This window comes from Vreelandella xerophytica (genome assembly GCF_968048975.1).
In genome coordinates this window covers 462,857-487,361 of record NZ_OZ309106.1, presented here as the reverse complement: position 1 = coordinate 487,361, position 24,505 = coordinate 462,857, and the positions used below count along the sequence as shown (strand labels likewise).

The 24,505-nt window shown below is 58.4% G+C and carries 21 protein-coding genes; 10 read left to right on the top strand and 11 right to left on the bottom strand.

What is annotated here, in order from left to right; genetic code table 11:
• Positions 1-57: 57 nt before the first annotated feature.
• The 5 genes from ACWF8S_RS02315 to ACWF8S_RS02295 form a co-directional block, all read right to left on the bottom strand.
• A complete protein-coding gene (locus ACWF8S_RS02315; RefSeq protein ID WP_447555208.1) occupies positions 58-381 on the bottom strand; it encodes a hypothetical protein in 324 nt (107 codons plus the stop codon).
• Between the two features lie 465 nt (positions 382-846).
• Positions 847-2,142 (bottom strand): TRAP transporter large permease, encoded by a 1,296-nt coding sequence (locus ACWF8S_RS02310; RefSeq protein ID WP_447555207.1) that lies wholly within the window; start codon positions 2,140-2,142, stop codon positions 847-849.
• Positions 2,139-2,678, bottom strand: a complete 540-nt coding sequence (locus ACWF8S_RS02305) for a TRAP transporter small permease (protein WP_447555206.1) — start codon at positions 2,676-2,678, stop codon at positions 2,139-2,141. The genes ACWF8S_RS02310 and ACWF8S_RS02305 overlap by 4 nt, the downstream gene beginning before the upstream one ends.
• A 58-nt stretch (positions 2,679-2,736) precedes the next feature.
• A complete protein-coding gene (locus ACWF8S_RS02300) occupies positions 2,737-3,726 on the bottom strand; it encodes a TRAP transporter substrate-binding protein (protein ID WP_447555205.1) in 990 nt (329 codons plus the stop codon).
• Between the two features lie 285 nt (positions 3,727-4,011).
• On the bottom strand, positions 4,012-4,908 hold the full coding sequence (locus ACWF8S_RS02295; protein ID WP_447555204.1) for a LysR substrate-binding domain-containing protein: 897 nt from the start codon (positions 4,906-4,908) through the stop codon (positions 4,012-4,014).
• A 152-nt stretch (positions 4,909-5,060) separates the two neighbouring features.
• Between ACWF8S_RS02295 and ACWF8S_RS02290 the strand changes: the two genes are divergently transcribed.
• Complete coding sequence (locus tag ACWF8S_RS02290) at positions 5,061-6,263, top strand: CaiB/BaiF CoA transferase family protein (protein WP_447555203.1); 1,203 nt, start codon at positions 5,061-5,063, stop codon at positions 6,261-6,263.
• 10 nt (positions 6,264-6,273) lie between these two features.
• Positions 6,274-7,209, top strand: coding sequence for a hydroxymethylglutaryl-CoA lyase (locus ACWF8S_RS02285; protein WP_447555202.1), 936 nt, complete (start codon positions 6,274-6,276; stop codon positions 7,207-7,209).
• On the opposite strand, the gene ACWF8S_RS02280 is transcribed toward ACWF8S_RS02285, so the two are convergent.
• The 4 genes from ACWF8S_RS02280 to ACWF8S_RS02265 all read right to left on the bottom strand — a co-directional run bounded on the left by ACWF8S_RS02280 (position 7,206) and on the right by ACWF8S_RS02265 (position 13,066).
• Complete coding sequence (locus ACWF8S_RS02280) at positions 7,206-8,651, bottom strand: aldehyde dehydrogenase family protein (RefSeq protein ID WP_447555201.1); 1,446 nt, start codon at positions 8,649-8,651, stop codon at positions 7,206-7,208. The genes ACWF8S_RS02285 and ACWF8S_RS02280 overlap by 4 nt on opposite strands.
• Positions 8,652-8,660: 9 nt before the next feature.
• The gene (locus ACWF8S_RS02275) at positions 8,661-10,265 is read right to left on the bottom strand and encodes a 5-guanidino-2-oxopentanoate decarboxylase (RefSeq protein WP_447555200.1); all 1,605 of its coding nucleotides are present in this window, start codon (positions 10,263-10,265) and stop codon (positions 8,661-8,663) included.
• A gap of 35 nt (positions 10,266-10,300) precedes the next feature.
• Complete coding sequence (locus ACWF8S_RS02270) at positions 10,301-12,034, bottom strand: amidohydrolase (protein ID WP_447555199.1); 1,734 nt, start codon at positions 12,032-12,034, stop codon at positions 10,301-10,303.
• Positions 12,035-12,142: 108 nt separating this feature from the next.
• Entirely contained in the window at positions 12,143-13,066 is a 924-nt protein-coding gene (locus ACWF8S_RS02265; protein WP_447555198.1) for a LysR substrate-binding domain-containing protein, read from the bottom strand.
• A gap of 120 nt (positions 13,067-13,186) precedes the next feature.
• Here ACWF8S_RS02265 and ACWF8S_RS02260 point away from each other — a divergent pair, with 120 nt between their 5' ends.
• The 6 genes from ACWF8S_RS02260 to ACWF8S_RS02235 are packed head-to-tail and all read left to right on the top strand — an operon-like array spanning position 13,187 to position 19,018.
• Entirely contained in the window at positions 13,187-14,761 is a 1,575-nt protein-coding gene (locus ACWF8S_RS02260) for an amidohydrolase (RefSeq protein ID WP_447555197.1), read from the top strand.
• 36 nt (positions 14,762-14,797) lie between these two features.
• Positions 14,798-15,844, top strand: coding sequence for a TRAP transporter substrate-binding protein DctP (dctP, locus tag ACWF8S_RS02255; RefSeq protein ID WP_447555196.1), 1,047 nt, complete (start codon positions 14,798-14,800; stop codon positions 15,842-15,844).
• A gap of 14 nt (positions 15,845-15,858) precedes the next feature.
• Positions 15,859-16,428, top strand: a complete 570-nt coding sequence (locus ACWF8S_RS02250) for a TRAP transporter small permease subunit (protein WP_447555195.1) — start codon at positions 15,859-15,861, stop codon at positions 16,426-16,428.
• Positions 16,415-17,737: a TRAP transporter large permease gene (locus ACWF8S_RS02245; RefSeq protein WP_447555194.1), complete on the top strand. Its 1,323-nt coding sequence runs from the start codon at positions 16,415-16,417 to the stop codon at positions 17,735-17,737. Before ACWF8S_RS02250 ends, ACWF8S_RS02245 begins: the two co-directional genes overlap by 14 nt.
• Before the next feature lie 8 nt (positions 17,738-17,745).
• Positions 17,746-18,075, top strand: a complete 330-nt coding sequence (locus ACWF8S_RS02240) for a cupin domain-containing protein (protein ID WP_447555193.1) — start codon at positions 17,746-17,748, stop codon at positions 18,073-18,075.
• Positions 18,050-19,018 (top strand): CobW family GTP-binding protein, encoded by a 969-nt coding sequence (locus ACWF8S_RS02235; protein ID WP_447555192.1) that lies wholly within the window; start codon positions 18,050-18,052, stop codon positions 19,016-19,018. Before ACWF8S_RS02240 ends, ACWF8S_RS02235 begins: the two co-directional genes overlap by 26 nt.
• 160 nt (positions 19,019-19,178) lie before the next feature.
• Here the strand turns inward: ACWF8S_RS02235 and ACWF8S_RS02230 are convergent, their stop codons facing one another.
• Both ACWF8S_RS02230 and speB read right to left on the bottom strand, forming a co-directional pair.
• On the bottom strand, positions 19,179-20,561 hold the full coding sequence (locus ACWF8S_RS02230) for a YjiH family protein (RefSeq protein ID WP_447555191.1): 1,383 nt from the start codon (positions 20,559-20,561) through the stop codon (positions 19,179-19,181).
• A gap of 128 nt (positions 20,562-20,689) precedes the next feature.
• Positions 20,690-21,640, bottom strand: coding sequence for an agmatinase (gene speB / locus ACWF8S_RS02225; RefSeq protein WP_447555190.1), 951 nt, complete (start codon positions 21,638-21,640; stop codon positions 20,690-20,692).
• A gap of 215 nt (positions 21,641-21,855) precedes the next feature.
• On the opposite strand from speB, the gene ACWF8S_RS02220 reads away from it, so the two are divergent.
• The gene (locus ACWF8S_RS02220; RefSeq protein WP_447555189.1) at positions 21,856-23,280 is read left to right on the top strand and encodes a sigma-54 interaction domain-containing protein; all 1,425 of its coding nucleotides are present in this window, start codon (positions 21,856-21,858) and stop codon (positions 23,278-23,280) included.
• Between the two features lie 93 nt (positions 23,281-23,373).
• Entirely contained in the window at positions 23,374-24,501 is a 1,128-nt protein-coding gene (locus ACWF8S_RS02215; RefSeq protein WP_447555188.1) for an ABC transporter ATP-binding protein, read from the top strand.
• Positions 24,502-24,505: the final 4 nt, after the last annotated feature.

The window sequence follows — 24,505 nt, the reverse complement described above, 5'->3', positions numbered from 1 at the left end:
CATTTCGTGATTCATCCTTGAACCAGAGAAGCAGTCAATCCATTAGCAGAGAGTGGCTTACCAATCGGAATCGGAATCCGAGTCTGAATCTGAGTCAGTGTCTCGCTCCTGCGTATCGGTACCCCAATCTTCCTGCTCTTCCTCCTCTTCTTCGTAAGTGAATTCTCGCTCTTCCTCTTCGTACTCGGTCGTAGCGCCTTGCTCTTGATCAGTGTCGTAGGTGTTATACGTACCCTGATCGTCCTGCATGGTATCTTCATGCGGCGCCGGCTCTTGCGGCGTCGTCCCTTCTTGCTCCATACCGGCAAACGCAAGCGGGCTGGCCATCAGACCGAAAGATACACCAAGGATGCCTAGTGTCTTGAGAGATTCCTTCTTCATGATCGTGCCTCCTGTTGGCTTCGCTTTCCTGCTTTTCAAACCGGGTAGAAAAATGAAATACCCAGCCAGAAATCGTACGTCGAGTTTCAACAAGAGCGAGCTGCCATCCTGACGCTGCGCTCTTGATGGAACTACTGCAGTGGCCGTACCAACTTTTCGAAAAAATATAAAAATACTTTTAAATACATACTCTTATTTAACAAAAAGACGTGCCAAATCTTTGTATGAATTAATGATAACGAAGCTTTCCCTGTTTACGGTTGGCACATGGGCCTGGATGGGTCATGCCAATTGCAGTTAATAATTGATGTCTTTTAACAATTGATAGCTTCGCGCCAGCTTGACTCACCTCACGCTAATGGCGCGAGTAACGGTTATGGTGCGAGTGCTCGTTGACAGCGCTGAAAAGCTCGGTATCTAACTTCAATACCAAGCTTTTTTTAAAACTTAAAAAACCTCAAGCATTTAATACCCCATCACCCTCGGCAGCCAGGTGGCAAGCCCGGGAATGGCAATGAGCAATAGAATGGTGGCGAGTACAGGTAGTAGAAACGGCAGCACCGCCTTGACGACTTGCCCATAGCGTAAGCGGGTAATACCCACCATCATGAACAGCACCGTGCCAAAAGGCGGCGTGATCACCCCCACCGATAACGTAATGACCATGACGATACCGAAATGCACCGGGTCAAGCCCCGCGCTGAGCGCGGCAGGCACCACGATCGGAGTGAAGATCAGAATGCTCTCGATCACCGACATGAAGCAGCCGATCAGCAAGAAGAACAGGGCAAAGCATATAAGCAGCGCGATGGTCGGCATATCGACACTGGCCACCTGCCCCGCCAGCGCCTGCGGGATTCCCATGCGTACGAGAATCCAGCCATAAAAGCTCGAGACAGCGATGATCAGCAGGATCACCGCGCTGAACATCAGCGTCCGGCGAAACGCGTCGTACAAACTTTTGAAGCTCAGATCCCGATACACCAGACCGCCTAGAATCAGGGCGTAAAGTGATGCAATGGCGCCCGCTTCAGTAGGAGTAAAAAAGCCGCCCCAGATACCGCCGACGATAATAGCGGGCATCATCAAGGGCAGTATCGCTCGCTTGCCCGTTCGTATCACTTCGCGAGCATCGAAGGGTATCGGTTCCGGCATGACCACACGCCCTGTCGCACCCAGCAACACGGTCATCCCCATCAGTAAAGCGGCCATCAGGATACCGGGCAAGAGCCCTGCCATGAACAGCCCGCCAATGCTTACGTTGGCAAGCCAACCGTAGACCACGAGCGCAATGCTGGGTGGCAAAATGGGGCCTACTACGCTCGAGGTCGCGGTAATCCCTGTAGTGTAGTCAAGCGCGTAACCGCGCTCTTTCATGGCCTTGATTTCGATACTGCCAAGCCCTGCAGCATCGGCGACCGCCGTTCCAGACATGGTGGCGAAAATGGAACTCGCCACCACGTTCGCGTGCCCCAACCCGCCTTTGGTAAAGCCCACCAGTGCAGTGGCGAAGTCAAATATCCGGGTCGTGGTGGATCCCAGGTTCATGATGTTGGCCGCCAGAATGAAAAGCGGTATGGCCAGCAGGGTGAAATTGTTGAGCGTTTGCACCATGCGCAGCGATAAAAGCTCCACCGGAAGTCCACCCGCCCCCGTGACCGCCAACGCGATAAAAGAGGTCACCCCGATTGACACGACTACCGGCAGGCCAATCATCATTAAAAGCAGTAACCCGCCGACGAATACAGCAAGTTCGGTCATCGGGGTATCTCCTGTTCAGCAGGCTCGAGGTACCAAGCCACCGGCCCGCGCAGCGTCTGCCATAGCGCAATAGCCGCCATGGCAACGAAACTCGCAAATAGCGCGTAATAGAGATACGAAAAACTGATGCCCAGCGAGACGGTGTTGTTATTGGCACTGACGCTGGCCATGATCCAGGCGCCCCAGGCGGCAAGTATGAAAAAGCCGCTGGAAATAACGGCGATCAAGCGATACTGCACCTGGCGGCTCAAAACGCCGAGCCGGTGGCTAAAAAGATCCACGACCAGATGATCACTTCGCACCCAGGCGGAAATGGAGCCGATACTCACCGCATAGATGGCCAGTAACGAGACGATCTCCTCGGTCCAGGGCATGCTCCAGTCCAAAAAATCCCGAGCCAGTACCGCCGTGACGATAAGCCCCAAGATACCCACGAGAATAGCCACGCCCAAGGCGTCACACACTCGCGTGACAAGGCGCAAGATGCTAAAGGCAAAGCGGTCGACCCCATGCGCGGGTGGCCAGACTTCATCCACAAGTCAACTCCTTGGCTGAATCAGATCGCGGCGCTCGCGTGAGCGCCGTCGGTTTGCATCAATCACTGGCAGCTGGATTGGCGTTGACGGCGTCCTCGCGCACCCCCTCGGCCATGTCTGACAGCACTCCATCGATGGCGGGCATTGCCGCTTCACGAAACGCTTCGACATCGGGTTCGATCACCGTCATACCTTCTTTTTGAAGCTCTTCCAGGTAATACTCGTCAAGTTCACTTTCACGCTCATTGCCGTACTCGCGGGCCACGTCAATCGCCTCAGCGATAAGTGCCTGGTCTTCAGCATCCAGGCTATCCCACCAGCGCGAACTGGCCACCCAGCTCCAGGGAAATTGCACGTGACTGGTCAGGATGAGGTAGTCCTGTACTTCCCAGAGACGCCGGGTATAGGGCGAGGAAAGCGAGTTCTCATGACCGTCCACCTGGCGGGTCTGCATTGCCAGATAGATCTCCGGGGCGGGAACGTTCACCACCTGGGCGCCCACTGCTTCCCATACCGTCAGCCAGATCGGCAGCGACGGTAGACGCAAACGAAAACCCTGCAGATCTTCGGGGGTATGAATCTCTTTATTGGCCGTCATATGCCGCGGGCCCCGGTGCTGTAGACCCAAAAACTTGAGGCCACCGCGCTGTTCGGCCTGTTCCACCATTGCCTCTCCCGAAGGGCTTTCCAGATAGTTGTCCACTTCGTCCCAGGTGGTGAACAGAAATGGCACTGTGATCGCGTCATACTCCGACGCGTACTGTTGACGCCAGTTGCCACCGGTCAGAGATATCTGGGTCTGGCCCAGGTTGAGAAGCTCGAGAACCGAATCCTCTCCTCCCAGCGAGCCCGCCAGGAAGGGGCGAACGTTGAAGCGCCCCGGCGCCTGTTCCTCCAGATACTCGGAAAAGCGCTCCACCGCGGCGCTCTCCGAGCCGCCTTCGCTCATGGTGTTATTGACCTGGATTTCAATCGGGCTGGCGAGCACAAAAGGCGCCGCCGTCAACATGCTCAAGGTCGCCAGCGTGACCAGTAGTGATTTTTGCATTGTCATCGCCCTCTACGGTTGTCGTTATTGGAGGTTGCACTCCGGGTAGCAAGGGTGCTGGCTAGATCTTGAAACAAGGGAGAGGCGGGCTCAAATCGACGTTCGAGAAGGAAGACTTCGTGAAATACGATGGTTGTATACACCGCTATAACAGGGGGTTATTTCTTTTTTTCACAGACGCTTTCGACTAAAGATGCATACCCGGCGGCCTTCGCCGAGACACCACCCTGGAATTATCTTGCGATAAGCAAGTGTCAACGGTGACCATTCAAGAAGTGAGGGGCGTCAGCTTTCGATCTTCTGGGTCAAATGGTCCACTAGGTGCCGCGCCGTGGCGGGCAGCGTAGCGTAGCGCCGCATGCCGATCACCAGCTCTCGCCGCGCCCAGGTATCTTCGAGAGGAATGCTCACTAACTGCAGATCCTTCAAATCTCGATAGAGCGTTCGCTCGGGCAGAATGCCCACTCCCATATCGTGATGGATCATTCGGCAGATCGCATCGAAACTTCGCACCTGAATACGCATACGCAAAGCACTACCCGCCAGCTGCGATCGTTCATAAAGCAATGATTGAAGCGACGTATCCTGCTGCAGGCCAATGAAGTCGAAGTCGAGCGCCTCGTGAAAGGCGATGCTCTGGCGTGTCGCCAACGGGTGCTCGGCTGGCATCACCAGCATCAGGCGGTCGTTACGGTACGCCAGACACTCCAGGTCGGGGGCGGCGACGTGGCCTGCAAACACGCCGACATCGGTCAATCCATCGCGCACGGCGGCGATGATCTCACTGCTGACACGCTCTTGAAGGTCGATCTTGATATCCGGATAGCGCCTCGAAAAAGCGCTTAGATCCTGAGGGAGAAAAGCGATGATGGCCGAGGTGTTGGAGTGAATGCGCACGTGCCCTTTGACGCCATCGCCGTACTCGCATAGCTCCGCCTGAAGACGCTCGATATCATCCAGAATCCGCCGGGCGTGGTGCAGGAACGCCTGTCCCGCCGGGGTCAGCTCTACACCTCGCGGCTTTCGGTACAAAAGCGTGGTACCTACAAGCGTTTCCAAGTCACTGATACGCTTGCTCACTGCCGCCAGCGCCATGTGTTCGCGCTCGGCGGCGGCGGTCAATCGCCCTTCGTCCGCCACGGAAATGAAGAGCTTCAAGGTCATGAAATCGAACCGGCGCATCAAGACACCTCCCTCCAGGCGAAGACGCCATACTAGCGTATACCTTCGCAAGCGACGAACCCGAGGTTATTCATTGCCTAATTGTCGGTGCTTATTGGCTGACGCATGCTGATGCTCGATAACAATAGCTCAGCCTGCAAGAGGTACCCTCCATGCCCTCCAGTATCCGCGAACTTCCGCTGAAAGGTTTGAAAGTTCTCGAACTGGGTCAGCTTATCGCCGGCCCTTTCGCCACCAAGCTTCTGGGCGAGTTCGGCGCCGACGTCATCAAGATCGAGCCGCCCGGCACCGGCGACCCGCTTCGCAAATGGCGAATGATGGAAGAAGGCACCTCGCTTTGGTGGCACGTGCAAACCCGCAACAAGCGCTCGGTAGCGCTCGACCTGCGAAGCGAAGAGGGTCAAGCCCTGGTACGCCAACTCGCTCAGGAGGCCGACGTAGTCGTCGAGAATTTTCGTCCGGGTACGCTGTCGGGCTGGGGTCTGGGCTGGGAGACGCTATCCGAGCTGAACCCGGCGTTGATCATGGTGCACATTTCCGGCTACGGCCAGACCGGCCCCTACCGCGACAAGCCCGGCTTCGGCGTGATCGGCGAAGCCATGGGCGGGCTTCGCTACCTGACCGGCCAGCCCGGTGAGCCTTCGGTTCGGGTGGGCGTGAGTATCGGCGACTCTTTGTCTGCGCTGTACGCCGTCATTGGCACCTTGCTGGCCCTTCAAGAGCGCAACCGAAGTGGGCTGGGCCAGGAAATCGATGTGGCGCTGTACGAGTCGGTGTTTGCCATGATGGAGAGTCTCTTGCCCGAGTTCGATGCCAGCGGCGAGGTACGCGAGCCCGGCGGCAGCGCTCTGCCCGGCATCACGCCGTCCAACGCCTATGAGTGCCAGGGCGGCGACTACGTATTGATTGCCGGCAACGGCGACAGCATCTTCAAGCGCTTGATGGGCGTCATCGGCCGCGACGATTTGGGCAGTGACCCGGCGCTTGCCCACAACGACGGGCGTAGCCGCCAGGCCGAGCTCATCGATGCCGCGATCCAAGCCTGGACGCGCCAGCACCCACGCGACGCCATTCTAAAGGCGCTGGATGACGCCCGCGTGCCCGCCGGCTATCCGTACACTGCTAAAGACATCGCTTTCGACCCGCACTACCTGGCCCGAGAAATGATTCAGACCTACACCCGGGAAAGCGGCGAGCCGCTCAAGGTGCCGGGTGTGCTGCCCAAACTTAGCGCCACGCCCGGGCGGTTGGGCAACGGCGGTCCCACACTTGGTCAGCACACCGAAGACGTGCTCGACGAACTGGGCATCGACCACGACACCCGCGCCAAGCTGCGTAAAGCCGGTATCATTTAAGGAGCCCGTCATGCTGAAACAAGCCCCCTGCCCCTCGCACATCGAGATCAACGAGGTCGCCCCGCGCGATGGCCTGCAAATCGAATCGCGCTTCGTCCCCACGCAAGAGAAGATCCGCTGGATCGATGCGCTCTCCACCACGGGCCTCAAGCGTATCGAAGCCACCTCGTTCACCTCGCCCAAGGCCATTCCCAATCTGCGCGACGCCGCCGAGGTGGTGAAGGCCATCGCGCGCCGCGACGGGGTCGACATCACCGTGCTGGTGCCCAACGTCAAAGGCACCGAGCGCGCACTCGACTGCCAGGTCGACGAGCTCAACCTGGTGATGTCGGCAAGCGACAGCCACGGCCGGGCCAACCTGCGCATGACGCCCGAGCAGTCCCTCGAGCAGTTCGCCGACATCATGCAAATCGCCCAAGGCAGCGGCGCTTTCATCAACGCCTCGCTCTCCACCACCTTTGGCTGCCCGTTCGAAGGGGAGGTCCCTCAGGCCCGCGTGCTGGCACTGGTGGAAAAACTAATCGATCTCGGTATCGAAGGCGTCACGCTTTGCGACACCACCGGCATGGCCAACCCCGCCCAGGTCCAATCTCTTTGCGAAGCGGTGATCCAACGCTGGCCCGAGACGCCTTTTACGCTGCACGTGCACAACACCCGAGGAATGGGGCTGGCCAACGCCCTGACGGCGTGGCAGGCCGGCATTACGCGCTTCGATGCCGCGCTCGGCGGGCTGGGCGGCTGCCCCTTCGCCCCGGGAGCGACGGGCAACGTCTGCACCGAAGACCTGGTGCACATGTTTGACGCCATGGGCGTCGACACCGGCGTTAACCTAAACGCCCTGCTCGAGGTGGCCGCCACTCTGCCCGACCTCGTGGGCCACGAGGTGCCTGGGCAGGTGGTCAAAGCCGGCAAGTGGGACCGGCGTTATCCAATGCCCAGCCGCTAGGCCGGCCCTACAACGTGCTTCACCTCCAAATAAGCACTCAACCCCCAGGGCCCCAGCTCGCGGCCGATGCCGCTTTGCTTGAAGCCGCCCCAGGCGGTTTCGGGCAGCACCAGTTGCTCGGTGTTGTACCAGATGCTGCCGGCTTTAAGCTGTCGGCCGATGCGTTTGGCTCGATCAACGTCGCCGCTGATCACCGTGGCCGCCAGCCCGAAGGTACTGTCGTTGGCTAGTGCGATAGCCTCGGCCTCGCTCGTCACGCTGCGCGCGCAGAGCACGGGGCCGAAGATCTCCTCCTTCCAAAGGCGGCTTGTGGTCGGCACGTCGCGATACAGCGTAGGCGCTACAAAGTAGCCTTGCTCCGGCAGCGTGTAATGGGTTTTATCGCGCACCGCCGTCAGCCCTTCCTCTTCGGCGATTTTCAAATAGCCGTTGACCACGTCATGCTGCCTGGCGCTGGTGAGCGGCCCCAGGTCGGTACCTTGCGCGAGCGGGTCACCCAGGGTCAGCGCGTCCATCCGCTTAGCGAGTTCACGGTAAAGCGCTTCGGCGACGCTCTCGTGCACGAGCAGGCGCGAGGTCGCCGAGCAGATCTGCCCGGCGTTGAAGTAGATCCCCGCCATCACCCAGTCCGCGGCCTGGGCGGGGTCGGCGTCGTCCATCACCAGAATGGGCGATTTGCCGCCCAGCTCCAGCGAGACGCCGGCGGCGCGGGCGGCGGAGGCCTTCATCACCGCCTCGCCCACGCGGTTGCTGCCGGTGAACGAGATTTTGTCCACGTTCGGGTGGCTGGCAAGCGGCGCGCCAATACCTTCGCCATCACCGTTGAGCAGATTGAGAACGCCTGCGGGCAGACCGATGTCCAGGGCGATTTCCGCCAGCGCCTGTTCCGGCAGCGGTACCACTTCCGAAGGTTTGAGCACGACGGTACACCCCGCAGCCAACGCCGGCGCCAGCTTCCAGGCGCTGGTCACCAGCGGAAAGTTCCAGGGTGTGATCAGCCCCACGACGCCGGCCGGATCAAAATAGACCCGCGCCTCGACGCCGTCCATCTCGACCTCGACCCGCTCGCCCTGGCGGGCGTCCAGCGCGCGGGCTTGCCCGGCGTAGTAGCGGTAGCAGGCGATCGCATCGTCCAGGTCGATGCCGGCTTCCATCAAGGGCTTACCGTTGTTGGTGGCGCTGAGTTCGATGAGCCCGTCGCGCCGCGCTTGCAGCGCCTCTGCAAAGGCCTCGAGATACGGCGCCCGTCCGGCGCCGCCCAGCGCCTGCCAATCGGGCTGGGCGTTTCGGGCCGCCACCACGGCAGCATTCACATCCGCGGCCGCCCCCGCCGTCACTTGGGCGATCACCTCTTCGCGGTAGGGATTGACTACTTCCAGCCGGCGGCTGCCAAGCGAAGCCACCCACTGATTGTTGATGAACTGTTGGTCGAGCGTTTTCATAAGCATCCTTTACTGGGCGCAGGCGCAGTGCCAGGCCGCGGCGTCGATTTCGATCAGTAGCGGGCGGGCTGGGTCGCGCCGCGTCAGCGCCTGGCCCAGCGCCTCGGGGCTTTCTACGCTCACGCCGGGGCAGCCAAAGCCTTCGGCCAGCGTCAAGAAGTTCGGCGCCTGGAGATCCACGCCCAGGCGCGCCACGCCGTGGGCGTCCATGTAGCGGCGAATTTCTTCATAGCCGGCGTTGTGCCAAAGCACGATGACGACCGGCAGGCGCGCCTCGACCGCCGTGGCCAATTCGGATAACGTAAACATCACCCCGCCATCGCCTACCAGCGCCACCACCGGCAGGTCGGGCCGGGCCAGCTGCGCGCCAAGGGCGGCGGGCAGCCCGAACCCCAGGGTGCCGAAGCCGGTGGAGGCGTTGAAATAACGCCGCGGCGCGGGCTGGCTGACCAGGTGATTGCCGGCGTAGACCGGTGCGGTGGAGTCCCCCACCAGAATCGCCTCGGGCAGGTGATCGGCAAGCGTTTTATACAGCGGCACGAAGTCGCGCAGCGCCGGGTCGTTTGCGAGATCCAGCGCTTCAAGAGCGGCATTGGTTCTAGCGGCGCCGTTACGCTGCAACGGCTCGGAAAAATGCGCCAGAAGCAGCTCCAGGCTGCGCCCGGCATCGCCCACCAGGCCCAGCGTGGTCGCCTGATTGCGCACCAGCTGTTCGGGGTCAAGGTCGATACGGATCAGCGTGCCGTTCAAGTGAAAGCCGTCGTCGAACACCACATCAACATCGGTCTCGCCAAGCTCGGTGCCTACGGCCAGAATCACGTCCGCCTCGGCGGCAAGCGCGCGTACGGCGGGCAGTGCGGCGTTGGCGCCCAAATCCAGCGGGTGGTCGCGGCCCAGCAGGCCCTTGGCGTTGATGGTGGTGACCGTCGGGGCGTCGAGGTGCTCGATCAAAGCGCGCGCGGCGTGGGGCGCCGACACGCAGCCACCGCCCAGCAGTACCAGGGGCTGCTTCGCCGCGTTCAGCAGGCGCGCGGCTTCGATAAGCCCTTCGGGGTCGGGGGCGGCGCGGTAAAGCGTGGGCGCCTGCCAGCTAGTCGGCGTTTTCACCGGCGCGTTGAACAAATCGATGGGGATTTCGATATGCACCGGGCCCGGGCGGGCGCCGCCAAACACGGCAAAGGCGCGAGCGAGCACTTCGGGCAGCGTGTCGGCATCCAGCAACGTGTGGCTGAAACGTGCCACACCGCTGATCATCTGCTGCTGGCTCGGTAACTCGTGAAGCCGTCCCTGGCCCATTCCCAGGGTATCGCGGCGGTTCACGCTCGAGATCACAAGCATGGGAATCGAATCCGCCAGGGCCTGGCCCATGGCGGTGGCGATGTTGGTCATGCCCGGCCCGGTGATGATCAAGCACACGCCGGGCTTGCCGCTCGCCCGGGCGTAGCCGTCGGCCATAAAGCCTGCGCCCTGCTCGTGGCGCGGGGTGACGTGGCGAACGTTGCTCCCCTCGAGGCCGCGGTAAAGCTCGACCGTGTGCACGCCGGGAATACCGAAAAGCGTATCGATGCCGTAGCGGTTACGCAGCAAATTAATGAGCAGTTCAGCGCAGGTCATGTCAGACTCCGAAAAGGGTGATAAAGCAGCTTGCGTCATGAAGAAAGCGTGGGTGCTTGGCCTTGCCAAGTTGCCTTGAGGTCAAAAGCCGTCAGCGTGCCGTCGCGATCGTAAACGGGCTGGCCTTCAAGAAAACTCATCTCGACCTGGGTGCGGTGAAGGTTGCCACGCACCGTTCGTGCGAAAGGGTCGTTATCCAAAACGATAAAATCCGCCGATTTACCCGTTTCTAACGAGCCCGTTTCGTCTTCAAGACCCATGGCATAGGCGCCATTGAGCGTCGCAACACGAAGCGCCTCCTCCAGACTGATCGGTGTACCAAACCGCTCATCACCAAGTTCCCAAGGATTTTGGCGCGTCACTAAGGTTTCAAGGGCAAGCCACGGGTCGATGGAGGCAACGGGGAAATCCGTACCAAACACCGCCATGCCACCGGCATCCAACACCCCACGTACGTTGTAGGCTCTGGATAGTCGCTCTTGTCCGTAACCCGCGCGCGCGCCTGATGTGAAGCTCGATGGGTACCAAGCAGCCGGAGAGAACTCCGCGATAACGTCGAGCTTGGCAAAGCGCGCCAAATTGGCATCGTGCAGGATGGTGCTATGCGCGCACTGATGGCGAACGCCACTAGCACCGTTAACTCGGCGAGTATGCTCCAGGGCGTCGAGAAACAGATCCGACGCCCCGTCACCCGTACAGTGGGCAATGACTCGGATACCCCGGCGATCCATATCCAGCAGCATGGCACGCAAATGTTGCGGGGTAAGGTTGATCTTACCTCGCCAGTCATCCCCCTCTTCCCAAGCGGTCAGCAAAAAGGAGGAGCGTGGCTCTACCGTGCCATCAAAATGAAATTTGACGGCATTTGCATTGAGGCGGCTGCTGGCATAGTAGTGGCGCTCGCCGCAGAGGAGCTCCCAGCGGCGTTTAACCGGGAAAATATCATCTTGCCAACTAATGGCGGCTTCGACGCGAAGGCTCAGTTGTCCTTCATCGTCGAGCTGCTTCAAAGCCGTTAATCGCTGTTCGCAAACGTGCACATACTTTGTTGCGGTGACCCCGCGACTGGTCTGGTAGTGAATGCCTTCTTGATAGGCTTTGCGTAGCACATCGACCGGAGTAGGTGGCATCGCGGCGTGAATCATGGCGTAGGCGCCATCGATCATTAAACCAGTGGGTTCGCCGGTAAGCAGATCGCGCTCCATATAGCCGTTACGCGGGTCCGATGTGTGACGATCGATACCAGCAAGCTCCAGCGCCTTGCTGTTGACCATCATGGTGCCCCACATACGATCCAAAATGGCAACTGGACGATCGGGAATAAAACTATCGAGCCACGCGCGCCCGGGAGTCAGGCCAGCTTGTCGAAACGTATAACGTACGAAATACGCGCCATGAATCCAACCGTTGCCTGGGTGGCACTCTGCATAATCGAGAATCGCTTTTTTGACTTCCAGCGGCGTTGGGTCTTCAAGACCGATCTTGAGAGCATCATCGTATTTGGCAGCGAGTCCCAGGTCAGGATGGGTGTGCATATCGTGCAGACCGGGCATCACGAAACGGCCATTCAAAGGGATCACTCGAGTATGAGGGCCAATCCAGTCCTGCATGCTAGCGTCATCACCCACAGCGCACAGCCGTCCTTGGGTTATGGCAAGTGCGCTGGCCCAAGGACGACCGGAGTCGAGGGTATAGATTGTTCCGCCCTGCAATACGACGTCGGCGTAGGCGGGCGAAGGCGTGTGACTAGAACGCCAAGGATCGAGCATAGCGATCACCTCTCATTGTTGTGCAAGATTCACCATAAACCATCTGATTAAGCGATAAGGTGGTAATTTCTTGCGCCTGGGGTGAACCTTATTCGCGTATTGTCATGATCATCCGGAAACTGCAGAGGCACTTAAAAGTCTTGCCAGCAGCTTTTTCAACCAATCACTGAACGCCTTGACGTTCGGGTCGTCGACACGGCTTGGTGGCGTTACCAGGTAGTAGGAGCGGTCACTAACGATCTTTTCATTGAAAGGCCGCACTAACTGTCCCTTGCTTAGGCTATCGCCACAAACCACGTCATCGCCCATGGCGATTCCCTGTCCAGAGATAGCCGCCTGTAAGACAAGCAAAACATTGGAAAAGTAGAGACCGGATTCAATGCGTACAGAATTTTTGACTGAGCATCCCGCTAACCATAACTGCCAGTCATGATTGTCGTGAAGGTGTAAGAGCGTGGCACGTTCAAGATCGCGAAGGTGGGTAATACTCAGCTCATTGAGCAATGTAGGGCTACATACCGGGTGATACATCGGCTGAGCTAATAGCTCGACGTGTTGCTCATTGTGGATGCCATCGCTGAACACCACGAAAAGATCGAAGTGGGGCTGATTGATCGTTTCGTTTTCCCTATTGGTGCTGAGATGTAAACGAATGGTGGGGTAGGTACGATAAAAGTCGTTAACGTGGCGGCTCACCACGCTGGCGGCAAAGCCGGGTGGCAGACAGACGTGCAAGTGTCCGTTGTATTCCTGGTCGGGAAGATTAGAGTGAATGCGCTCAAGGTTCTGAAGTACCCCCCGAACCTCCTCTGCATAGAGCTGGCCAGCCGGCGTTAATACCACGCCCCGACCTCTACGCTCGTAAAGCCGAATATTGAGCTGGCTTTCCAAAAGCCTCAGTTGATGACTGATGGCGCTACGCGTAAGGCTCAGGTAATCGGCTGCTTCAGTAAGGCTGCCCAAGCGCGCTAACGCCTCGAAAGCACGCAAGGCCTGTAAAGAAGGAAGATGACAATGCTTTTGTTGAGACATTTTAACCAATAAGATGATTTATTTTGACTTTTGATGAGATGAGTTTGCTCTATAGTAGTTTTTAAAGCAATAACACTGATAAGAGGAGCTTTGATGACTACTCAAACACAGCGTGACGACTTGGCCCAGAACGTCGAAGCGCTAATGCCTAAGCTATCCGAATGGAACCAGATCATCTGGCACTACGCTGAAACTGCTTGGCGCGAGTATCGCTCGGCCCGTTTTTATATCGATTTATTAAGGGAGTATGGTTTCGAGGTCGAAGAGGGTTCAGCCGGTATGCCTACCGCCTTCTGCGCTACCTGGAGTAACGGTGAGGGCCCCACGTTAGGCGGCTACGCCGAATACGATGCCGTACCTGGCAACTGCCAAGCCGCCGATACCGTCAAGCGTCCTCGCGATAATTTGAGCCCCTGGGCCGGCGGGCATACGGATCCACACTCAGCCTTGGGCATGGGCTCGCTGGGCGGCTTTCTTGCCATGCAAGCCTTGATGCAAGCGAAGGGAATTGCCGGCACACTAAAATTCTTTGGTGAACCGGCCGAAAAAGTGCGCGGCTCAAAGCCGATCCATGCCGCTCGTGGCTACTATGACGATCTGGATGCGGCAATCAGCTTTCATCCTTTCTATATGCTACCGCTATGCAATACCACGCGGTGGGACACGCACTGCGGTACAGCTTATGGCGTCATTTATACGTTTGTATGTGACAGCCCCGAAACCTGGATGACGCGCGGCAGTCATTCACCGATCGCCGCATCGCACGCCAGTGCCCGAGCGCCCGGGGCTAACGACGCGGTTACCCAGATGTATACTAATGCTAAAGCCCTGCGCGAGCACGTGCTTGCCAGTGGCCTCAACTGGTCAATGAATGAGGTCATTTTGAATGCGGGCCAGGCAACCGCCGACAATCTGGCCGCACAGATGTCCCAAATCCAATACTTCATTCGCGTCTCGAGCGTCGAGCAAGCCGAGCACGTCGTTCGTGGCCTAGACCATATCGCTGAATCGGTGGCGCAACTAACTCATTGCCGGGTCGAACGCCACTGGGTTGCCAAATCGCGCCCAGGCCTTGCCAACCACGCGCTCGCCCAGCTGACGTTCGACAACCTGAAGCGCGTAGGCCCGCCCAAGCTCGGCCAAGAAGCCATTGAGTTAGCTCGTCAGATCCAGACGAACCTAGGCATGAGGCCGATGGATAAACCGTTTCTAACCGACATTGAAACCTTGCGTGAGCCCCAAGATGCCGAGCGTGAGCTACGCCAGATACTTCCCCCTAACCAAACCCACTTCACCTCGGATGATTACACCGAATATAGCTGGCACGCCCCTACCGTGCGCCTTTATATCGGAAGACCGTCTTTGGCACCACGCGATGATGGCAGCCCCTACCCCGACTGGGTGATGAATGCCTTGGGCGGGCTGGCGCCCTGTATTGACCCCATGATCGAAACCGCCGCCAAGACCGTAGCGCTGACACTATTGGATCTCTTTGAGGCTCCAGAGGCACTCAAGAGCGCCAAGGCAGAGTTTGAAGAGCGCACAGGAGGCGGTATTGGCGGCGACAAGTGGCTGGCCCCGCTTTGCGACTATCAGCCACCGATCCATTTTCGTTGGCCGGAGTACGTGACGACCGCGCGAGGCGACAACGAGTGGGTTATACCCTCCACGAGCAATACCGAAAAGACTTTGTAGAACAACTAATCATTGCTTTTAAACGGGAGACAGACAATGGACAACAATACGTTTACACCCATCCACCTTAGCGCTTCGATTAAGGTTGGTCTGGCGTCAATTGTGCTGGCAAGCAGCGCTGCCCTCTTTCCTGTTGCCGCGATGGCTCAGGAAGATGAGGTTATCAACATCCGTATGCAGCGCTATACCGGTACAGAAGAGGACGATATTTTTCAGCGCTACCAAGAAATGCTCGCGGAGGCCAGCGACGGCCGCATCCAGCTCAATATTTTTAGAGGTGGGGAACTGGTGCCTAACGATCAGATGTTCGCCGCTCTTCGTGGAGGCACGTTGCAGGCGATCTACGGCTACGGGGGTTATTGGGGCGGTCAGATGGATACAGCTGTGCTCGAGTCGGGAATTCCTATGGCGTGGACAAGCCTCGAGGAGGCTCAAGAGCTTTGGAATGAACGAGGTTTAGGAGAGTTACTGGCTGATAACTACGCTCAGCAAGGCGTCCACTACACCGTGCCAATATTCGGTGGGAGATTTAACCTGCTCACCAAGGAGCCCGTGGAGTCTCTTGAGGATTTGAGGAAACTCAAAATCCGCGCGACGCCCTCGGTATCGGCGGTACTCAGCGAGTTCGATATTCCCACCGTCTATATTCCGCCGCAGGAATTTTATATAGCGCTCAGCACCAACGCCATAGACGGCTTGATTTACGGTGGTCCCTACGACTACTCGGTGCTCAAACTCAATGAAGTAGCCACGAGTTACACCGAGATGAACATGCTGTACCCAGGGTTCGTGGACAACATTCTGGTCAACCAAAATATTTGGAACAGCATGTCCGACGATCTCCAAAACACGTTCACGGAAGTCACGGCCGAGTGGGCCGACTATCGCCATCAAAAGTTTGTCGAATGGAACGAAGAAGCGGCTCATCTTTTCGAGACCACAACCTTGCCAGAGGAAGACATTCTAGCGATGACCGAGGCGGCGCAACAGGTATGGAACGCCGAAGCTGAGAAATCCCCTGTCGCTGCACAAGCGATCGACATGATCCGAAACATGGCCCAAGACAATGGGCGCCTTGAGTAATCTGGAGCCAAACCATGAACGTGCTTCATACTTGGATCCGCTGGCAGGACCGCCTGAGCGAATGGCTTGGGCGACTGGTCGCGTGGATCGGTTTTGGTCTGGTATGTATCCTTGTGTACGAGGTTGCATCGCGCCAACTACTTAGTTCTCCCACCAATTGGGCGCATGAAGCATCGACCCTGACATATGGCGTTTATGCCATCTTGGCGGGCGCCTACACCGAGAAATGGCAAGGTCACGTCCGGATCGATATTTTTTATCAACGCCTTTCGCCGAAAGGTCAGGCGTTGGTTTCTTTCGTTATCGGGGCGCTAACGCTGATTCTTTTGTCACTTCTTTTAAAGAGTGCCTACGATTTCGCCATGCAGTCCGTTGCGATGCAGGAACGCTCTTTTCGCAGTACGTGGGCGCCGATTATCTGGCCAATCAAAGTAATGATTCCCGTCGCGGTACTGCTGATCATGATGCAGATGTTGGCCAATACGCTTCGCCATCTATGCACATTGTTAGGCCACCCTCTGGATCCCGAGCCTTTATCTGATCACACCGTCGACGTAACGGGAGATTCACATGGTAAGCATTGATCCCGTACTCCTCACCCTATTGATGTTCGGGGCCATGCTGACCTTAATGTCTTTTGGGGTTCCCTTAGCCTGGACACTGATGGGCGTAGGCGTTGGTTTTGGCTATTGGATATGGGGGCCAGATAGCCTAGGCATTATGCTGCCATCGGTCTTTGGCCTGATGAACGAGTTCATCTTGGTCGCTCTTCCGCTTTTTATACTCATGGGCATGATTCTGGAGCGCTCCGGCATTGCCGATGACCTGTTTGGCATGATCTATAAAATCATGGGCGGAGTACGTGGCGGCTTAGGAATGGGAACGGTCGTCATCTGTGCACTTATTGCTGCCATGGTGGGTATTACCGGCGCAGCCACGGTAAGCCTTGGCCTGATTGCGCTGCCTGCCATGTTAAAACGTGGCTATAATAAGCAGCTTTCGGCGGGCACAATCATGGCCGGAGGGGCGCTGGGTTTCTTGATTCCGCCGTCGCTGGTCATGATCCTCTACGCATTTTTAACCCGCGAATCCGTCGGCAAACTATTTGCGGCAGGTATCATGCCGGGAATCATGCTGGCCGTGATTTACATGATCTATATCGGCATTCGTTGCCATCGCAACCCGGCACTGGGACCGCCTATCGAGGCCTTCGAGCGCATCAACACTGTCGAAAAGTTAAAATCGCTGAAGGCTATCGCCCTTCCCGGCGCCCTGATTACCGTGGTCCTTGGTACTATGGCGGCGGGCGTAGCCTCCCCCACGGAAGCCTCGGCACTGGGGGCAAGCGGCGCGATGCTGTGCGCGCTCGCCAATCGTAAGCTCAACTTTACCATGCTCAGCAACGCGCTTTACAGTACGGCACGTATCATGGGCATGCTGATGTGGATCATGATCGGCGCGGTAGTTTTTTCCAAGATCTATATCGCACTCGGTGCTGGCCAAGCAATAGTGGGTCAAATCATGGCGGCGGATCTCAGCCCTTACCTGGTACTGACAGTAATCTTGCTCAGCTACCTATTACTAGGCATGTTTTTAGATGACTCGGCTATTTTGTTCATCACCGTGCCGCTCTACGTGCCCATTATCAAAGCATTGGGATTCGATCCGATCTGGTTTGCCATCCTGTTCGTACTCGCCATGCAAACGGCTTATCTGACTCCGCCTTTTGGCTATAACCTTTTTTACATGCGCTCGGTTGCCCCACCAGAAGTCACCACGGGGGATCTTTATCGGTCGGTGGTGCCCTTCTTGGCCATGCAGGTCTTGGGCATCGTACTACTCGTTCTGTTTCCACAAATCGCCCTTTGGCTACCCAACCTTATTTTTAACTAGGAGACCTCATGTCAGCGACGTCGGCAAAAGCAACGGTTCAGTTAGATAATCAAAGTGTCATCGTGACGCACTGGGATTTCGCTCCGAAAACGCAGACGGGCTGGCATCGGCACGGGCTGGATTATCTCGTTGTCCCCATTATTGATGGCGTCATGCGCTTAGAAACATCAGAAGGTAGCCAAGATGTCCATGTGAAAGCGGGTGATACCTACCACCGCTTGGCTGGCGTCGAGCATAACGTTATCAACGCCGGCGACGAGCATTTTGCTTTTGTCGAAATCGAGCTCAAATCTTCTGAGGCGTCAACGACCCATGGCACTTGCTCCAACGCTCAGTGAGCCGACCCCGCTTGGCGTAACGATTGTTGCGGGATTTCTAGGCGCCGGCAAAACCACGCTGATCAACCATCTACTGAGTCAGGCCAACGGCCACCGCTTGGGCGTGATGGTTAATGATTTCGGCGCGCTCAATATCGACCAATCACTCATCAACGAGCGTCAGGACAACCTCATAACCCTGAGCAACGGCTGTGTATGCTGTAGCTTGCAAGGAGAGCTCTCCTCCTCGATCGAGTCGCTAGTTAACAGCAAGGGCGATCAGCTTGATCATCTATTGATCGAATGCAGCGGAGTATCCGACCCAGAACGCGTCGTTAACGTATTGGGTTATCCTAGGCTTCGCGCCAAAGCTCGACTTGAAGGCGTCATCACGCTGGTCGATGCGGCCCTTGATTACGAGAGTTTGAGTTCACCACTACGCCATCTTGTCGCGTCGCAAATTGAAAACGCCGACCTGGTCATCGTCAATAAAAGCGATTTGGTGGCCCTTGAAGACATCGAGCAACTCGAACAGAGGCTTCTGCTGCCCGACAGCCGCCGTATACGCTCGACACACGCCGCATTGCCGGTCGATTTCGTGCTATGGCCCTTGCCCACGCTTGGGGCCACTATCTTTCGCCCGGTGCGAACGCCCTCTGGAGCGTCTACAAATATTGGGGCGCTAGGACTCAAAACGCTTAGTTGGCAACATGCCGGTCATATCGACGTCAGCGCCTTGCGCGCTTTACTTGATGACCTGCCCAAGCAAGTCATTCGTTTCAAAGGCATCGTATGTCTGGGTGATGGCCGTGTGCTAGCGCTCCAGCGGGCCGCGGGCAAGCTTTCCAGCGCGGAATTGGACCATGGCGCTCAGCGTAAAAGCCAGCTGGTGTTCATCGGTGAGGACACCCTCTCTTTGTGGGAATGGCTCGAACAGCGGTTGGACCAACTGATCGTCTCCTGATATCGATACACACTCACCGCCTTATATTACCCAGCTGACACTGCTCCCCTCTCGGCTTGATAAGTCGTTTTTCACCCATAAACGCCAAACGCTGCGTGTTAACCATACTTACACGCAGCGTTTGGCATTGATTTCAATACGATGGCCTTGGCGCTATACCTCAAAAGAAAAACGTATGCGCCATGAAGGCGATGATGGGCAGCGTGATCGCGGTGCGCAGCAAAAACACCGCCGCCAGCTCCCAAAGCGCGATGGGAATTTTCGACTTCAGCAGCAGCGCGCCGATCTCGGACATGTACACCAGCTGCGTCATGGAAAGGCAGGCGATCACGAAGCGCGTGAGTTCGCTGTCGATATTGGTGGCCAGTACCGCGGGCAGGAACATATCCGCAAAGCCGACCAGCGTGGCCGGGGCCGCCGCCTGGGCTTCGGGAATGCGCAGCAGTTCGAGCACCGGCACCATTGGGTAGGAGAGCCAGGTGAACAGCGGCGTGAACTCGGCGAGAATCAGCGCCACGGTGCCGATGGCGAACACCAGCGGCAACAGCGTGAGGAAGATATCGATCACGTTGATCAGCGCGAGTTTGGCAAGCGCCATCGGGCCCGGAGCCCTGGCGGCGCGGCGCGTCGCTTGCAAAAGGCTGTAGCGGAAAAGTCCTGCCTTACCGGTGTTTTCTTCGCGAATCTGACAGCCCACCGGCGCGTAGTAGTCGTTGGCTTTCAAGGAAAGCGGCGGAATGCGCGACACGATCACCGCCGCCACCAGCCCCGACACCACCACGGTAAAGTAGAACGGCACGAACAGGTGGTTGATGCCCACGAAGTTGGTGACCAGCAGGCTGAAGGCAATCGAGGCAACCGAGAAATTGGTCGCGATGACCGAGGCTTCGCGGCCATTGTAGTAACCCTGCTCGTACTGCTGGGCTGTGATCAGCACTCCCACGGTGCCCGAGCCCATCCAGGAGGCGGTGGCATCGATGGCGCTGCGCCCGGGCAGGTTGAAGATCACTCGAAACGGCTTGCGCACCATGGTGCCGATAAACTCCATGAAGCCGAACTCGACCAGGAACGGCAGCAGGATCGCCGCGAAGAAGAAGAACGTCAGCAGTACCGGCGCCAGGTCATTGAGCATCACGCCCCCGGTAAAGGACGCGGTGACGAACTCAGGCCCCACCTGGAAATAGGTCATGATCACGAAGATGGCGCCCAGAATGCGCAGCGCCACCCAGATCATGCCCACCTGAAACATGTCACCGAAATGGCCGCCCCGAGCCCAGCCGGGCTTGGCCGCTTTCACATAGAGCGTGACCACGACCGACGCGCACAGCACCAGCATGGCAATCAGCGCAAGCGCTTCGCCGAGAAGCGCCTGCAAGCCGTCGGCCATCATGCCCATGCCGATATTGACCGACTCACCGGTTTTAAACGGCACGAGAAAGAGTAAAACGCCGATAATCGATGGGATCAGAAACTTGAGCAGATGGGCACGAGGAATGGGCGCATCAAAACCGGGCTCGTCAGATTTCGCTTGGGAATACGACATACGTTCACCTGTTAGGAATGATTATTGAGGTGGGCTGGCGGCGTTTGAACGGGAGGCCCGGCCTCCCTTTGTTGCTTAAGCACGGTGGCTTGACGCTGCGCCTTATGATTGGCGCTTTCGTCGCAGGATCAATCCTCTTTTTTCACCCCCGGCAGCACGCAGAGCATCTCGTATAGAAGAGTGGCGCCCATCAACGCCGTGTTGCCGCAGGGGTCATAGGGCGGGGAAACCTCGACCAGATCACCCCCGACGATATTGAGCCCTGCCGCGCCGCGCACGATCTCGAGCCCCTGCATGGAAGTCAGCCCGCCCATCTCCACCGTGCCGGTACCCGGCGCCACGGAAGGGTCCAGCCCGTCGATGTCGAAACTGATGTACACCGGCGTATCCCCCATTTGCTGGCGCACTTCTTCCATCAATGGCGCAAGCGAGCGGTACCAGCACTCCTCGGCCTGCACCACACGAAAGCCCTGGTCGCGGCACCAGTCGAAATCCTCGGCGGCGTAGCCGGTACCCCGTAGACCGATCTGCACGACCTTGCCCTGAGCCAGCAGCCCCTCTTCCTGGGCGCGACGGAAGGTGGTGCCGTGGGCGATCTTCTCGCCGAACATGTGTTCATTGACATCGGCATGGGCGTCGATGTGAATCAGCCCCACCGGGCCGTGCTTTTTCGCCATGGCGCGCAGAATCGGCAGCGTCATGGTGTGATCGCCGCCAAGGGTCAGCGGCGTGCAGTCGTGACTCAGCACGTCGTCAAAAAACGCGGTGATGATGTCGATGCTTTTGGGCAGGTGGAAGGTGTTGATCGGTACATCGCCGATGTCTGCCACCTGCAGGCTCTCGAAGGGCGCGGCGCGGGTGGCCATGTTGTAGGGGCGCAGCATGCGTGACTCGTCGCGGATCTGGCGCGGCCCCATGCGCGTGCCAGGGCGGTTGGAGGTGCCGATATCCATCGGGATACCGATAAAGGCGACATTCAGGCCTTCGGCACTCTCCTGGGAGGGCAGGCGCATCATGGTGGCGGGCCCGCCAAAGCGGGGTACGCTGTTGCCGCCCAGCGGCTGGTTGAAATCAGACATCACGATCTCCTGTGTTTTCGGCGCGGGCTTGTTGAAAGCCGCTTGCAGTTACCTATCCCTTTACCACTGCATTTAACGTGCCAAGCCTGCGAGAGGCTGAAACAAGGGCGTTAACAGGGGCTCTCGAGCGTATTAATGCAAGAATGACTCAAAAGCGCGTAATATTAAGTCCTTAATGCATCAATCAAGTCATTATCGGTTCATAAGGGGGCCAGGTGGACGACCTCGATCGCAGCGTGCTCAAAACCATTGTGGAGACTGCCAACGACCATTTCTTTATCGTCAGCGGGCGCGGGCAGGTGCTGGATATCAGCCCCGGCGTCGAGGCGGTATACGGCATGTCTCGGGATGAGTTGCTGGGCAGCAACGTCAAGACCCTTGAACAAAGCGGCATCTTGAAACCCTCCATCAGCCTTGAAGTGATGCGCACCCAGCGCCCTGCTCAGTTGATGCAGACCACCGGCACCGGCCGCCGGGTCATCGCCGAGGCCCATCCGGTGTTTGTGAACGGCAAACTCGAGCGCATCATCAGCCGCTCCCGGGATCTGACCGATCTACAGCTTCTGCAGGATGAATACGCCCTGCTGCAAAAGCGCTTCAACGAGCACATCAAGCGCGGCCATAACGGTGCCAGCGCCGATGATCAGGCACTGGATAGCGCTCTGGAGAACCTTCAGGTCAGAAGCCACGTGATGCGCGAGGTGGCGCTTCTGCTCAAGCGCGTTGCCCCGTCCAGCGCCAACGTTCTGATGCTGGGCGAATCCGGCGTGGGCAAGACGGCGTTCGCCAAGCAGCTTCACCGCTGGAGCGCCCGGGGCGAGGGCCCGTTCATCGAGGTCAACTGTGCAGCGATTCCGGAAAACCTGTTCGAGTCCGAGATGTTCGGCTATCAGCCCGGGGCGTTCAGCGGCGCCGCCCGCCAGGGCAAGGCCGGGCTTCTGGAGCAGGCCGAGGGCGGTACGCTGTTTCTCGATGAAATCGGCGAACTGCCGCTGTTGATGCAGACCAAGCTCTTGAAGGTGATTCAGGACGGCAAGCTCACCCGCCTGGGCGATACCCGCGCCCGCCGGGTCGATTTTCGTCTGGTGGTAGCCACCAATCAGGACCTGGCCCGCCGGGTACAGGAGGGGCTTTTCCGGCTGGATCTCTATTATCGCCTCAACGTGATTCCCGTGACGCTGCCCCCGCTTCGCGAGCGCCGGGAGGATATTCCGAGCCTGGTCGAAGCCAGCCTTTCGCGGCTGAACGCCCACTACGGGCGGCAGAAGTTTCTGGGCAACCACGTCTGGTCGATGCTCATGGGAAGCGACTGGCCGGGTAATGTCCGCGAGCTGGAAAACTGGCTGGAACGCGCCTGGTTATCGAGCCCAAGCGATCAGATCGATAGTGTTGCGCTCGCGCCCCAGCCCACCGCCGAGCATGAACCGCCGCGGCCTTCGGCTTTGGCAAGCGCACCGCTTGGGGTCGATGAAACCCTGCCCGCCTATCTGGCACGCCTCGAGCGCCAGCTTCTTGAAGAGCTTTGCCAGACGCACACCAGCACCTACGCCATCGCCAAGCGCCTAGGGGTCAGCCAGTCCAGCGTGGTGCGCAAGTTAAAGCGCCACGGGTTGGCGACCACAGGCAACCCCGGCCGCTGACACAGGATCGACACGCGAGCGTCACGCAACTGCCACACCGTTGACGCACAGTGGTTGGCCATAGTCACCCAGTTCAGAACTGAGCGTTGAGTAATGAGCCAATCGCGTATCCGTCTAGAAGGCGTTACCAAGCAGTGGGACGCCACCGTCGCCGTCGACAACGTCTCCTTTGACGTCACACCGGGGCAGTTCGTCATCCTGCTCGGGCCGTCGGGCTGTGGCAAATCCACCACGCTTCGCATGATTGCCGGGCTTGAAGAAGCCTCCAGTGGCGAGATTCATATCGGTGAGCGCGACGTGACCCGTCTTCCCCCCGGCGACCGGGGCCTTTCCATGGTGTTTCAGTCCTACGCGCTTTTTCCTCATTTGAGCGTGGCGGAGAACATCGTATTCGGGCTCAAGAGTCGCCGCGTGCCCAAAGCCGAGCGCCAGGCGCGACTTGCCCAGGTGGCGGAGCTTGTGGACCTGACCCGTTATCTGGACCGAAAGCCCGCCAAGCTCTCCGGTGGCCAGCGTCAGCGGGTGGCGCTGGCACGCGCCATTATCTCCGAGCACCCCATTTGCCTGATGGATGAGCCGCTTTCCAACCTGGATGCCCGCCTGAGGGCCGACATGCGCCGTGAAATCAAGGCGCTGCAGAGCCGATTGAACATGACGGTCATCTACGTCACCCACGACCAGGTGGAAGCCATGAGCATGGGCGACCGGGTCATTTTGATGCAGCACGGCCGTATCGTTCAGGACGGCTCGCCAGACGAGCTTTACAACCACCCGGCGAGCGCCTTTGCCGCCAGCTTCATAGGAAGCCCTGCGATGAACCTACTCCCCCTGATCGCCGGTGACGCCGGCGCCGTCATTGAAGGTGAACCCACGACAACGGTCGCCCCGCTCAAGTCGGCGGGCGGGCAGTTGGGTATTCGCCCCGAGGATATCGAACTTCGTCCGGCAGATGCCCCGGGCGTGCCGGCACGTATCTTGAGTGAAGAGTACCTGGGCGCCGACACCATCGTGTACGTGGCGGTGGGCGAGCACACCTTGCGGGTTCGCCTTAACGGCAAACCCGCCTTGAATGATTCAGCCTGCCGCCTCTACTGGGCTCCCGAAAGCGCCCACCTTTTCGCCGAGGACGGAATGCGATCCACGGACCTGGCGCCCAGCGCGCTGCCGGGGGATCTACGTCGCGTCACTCGCTCACCCCAGGTGGGCTCGTTCCAACATTAACCCC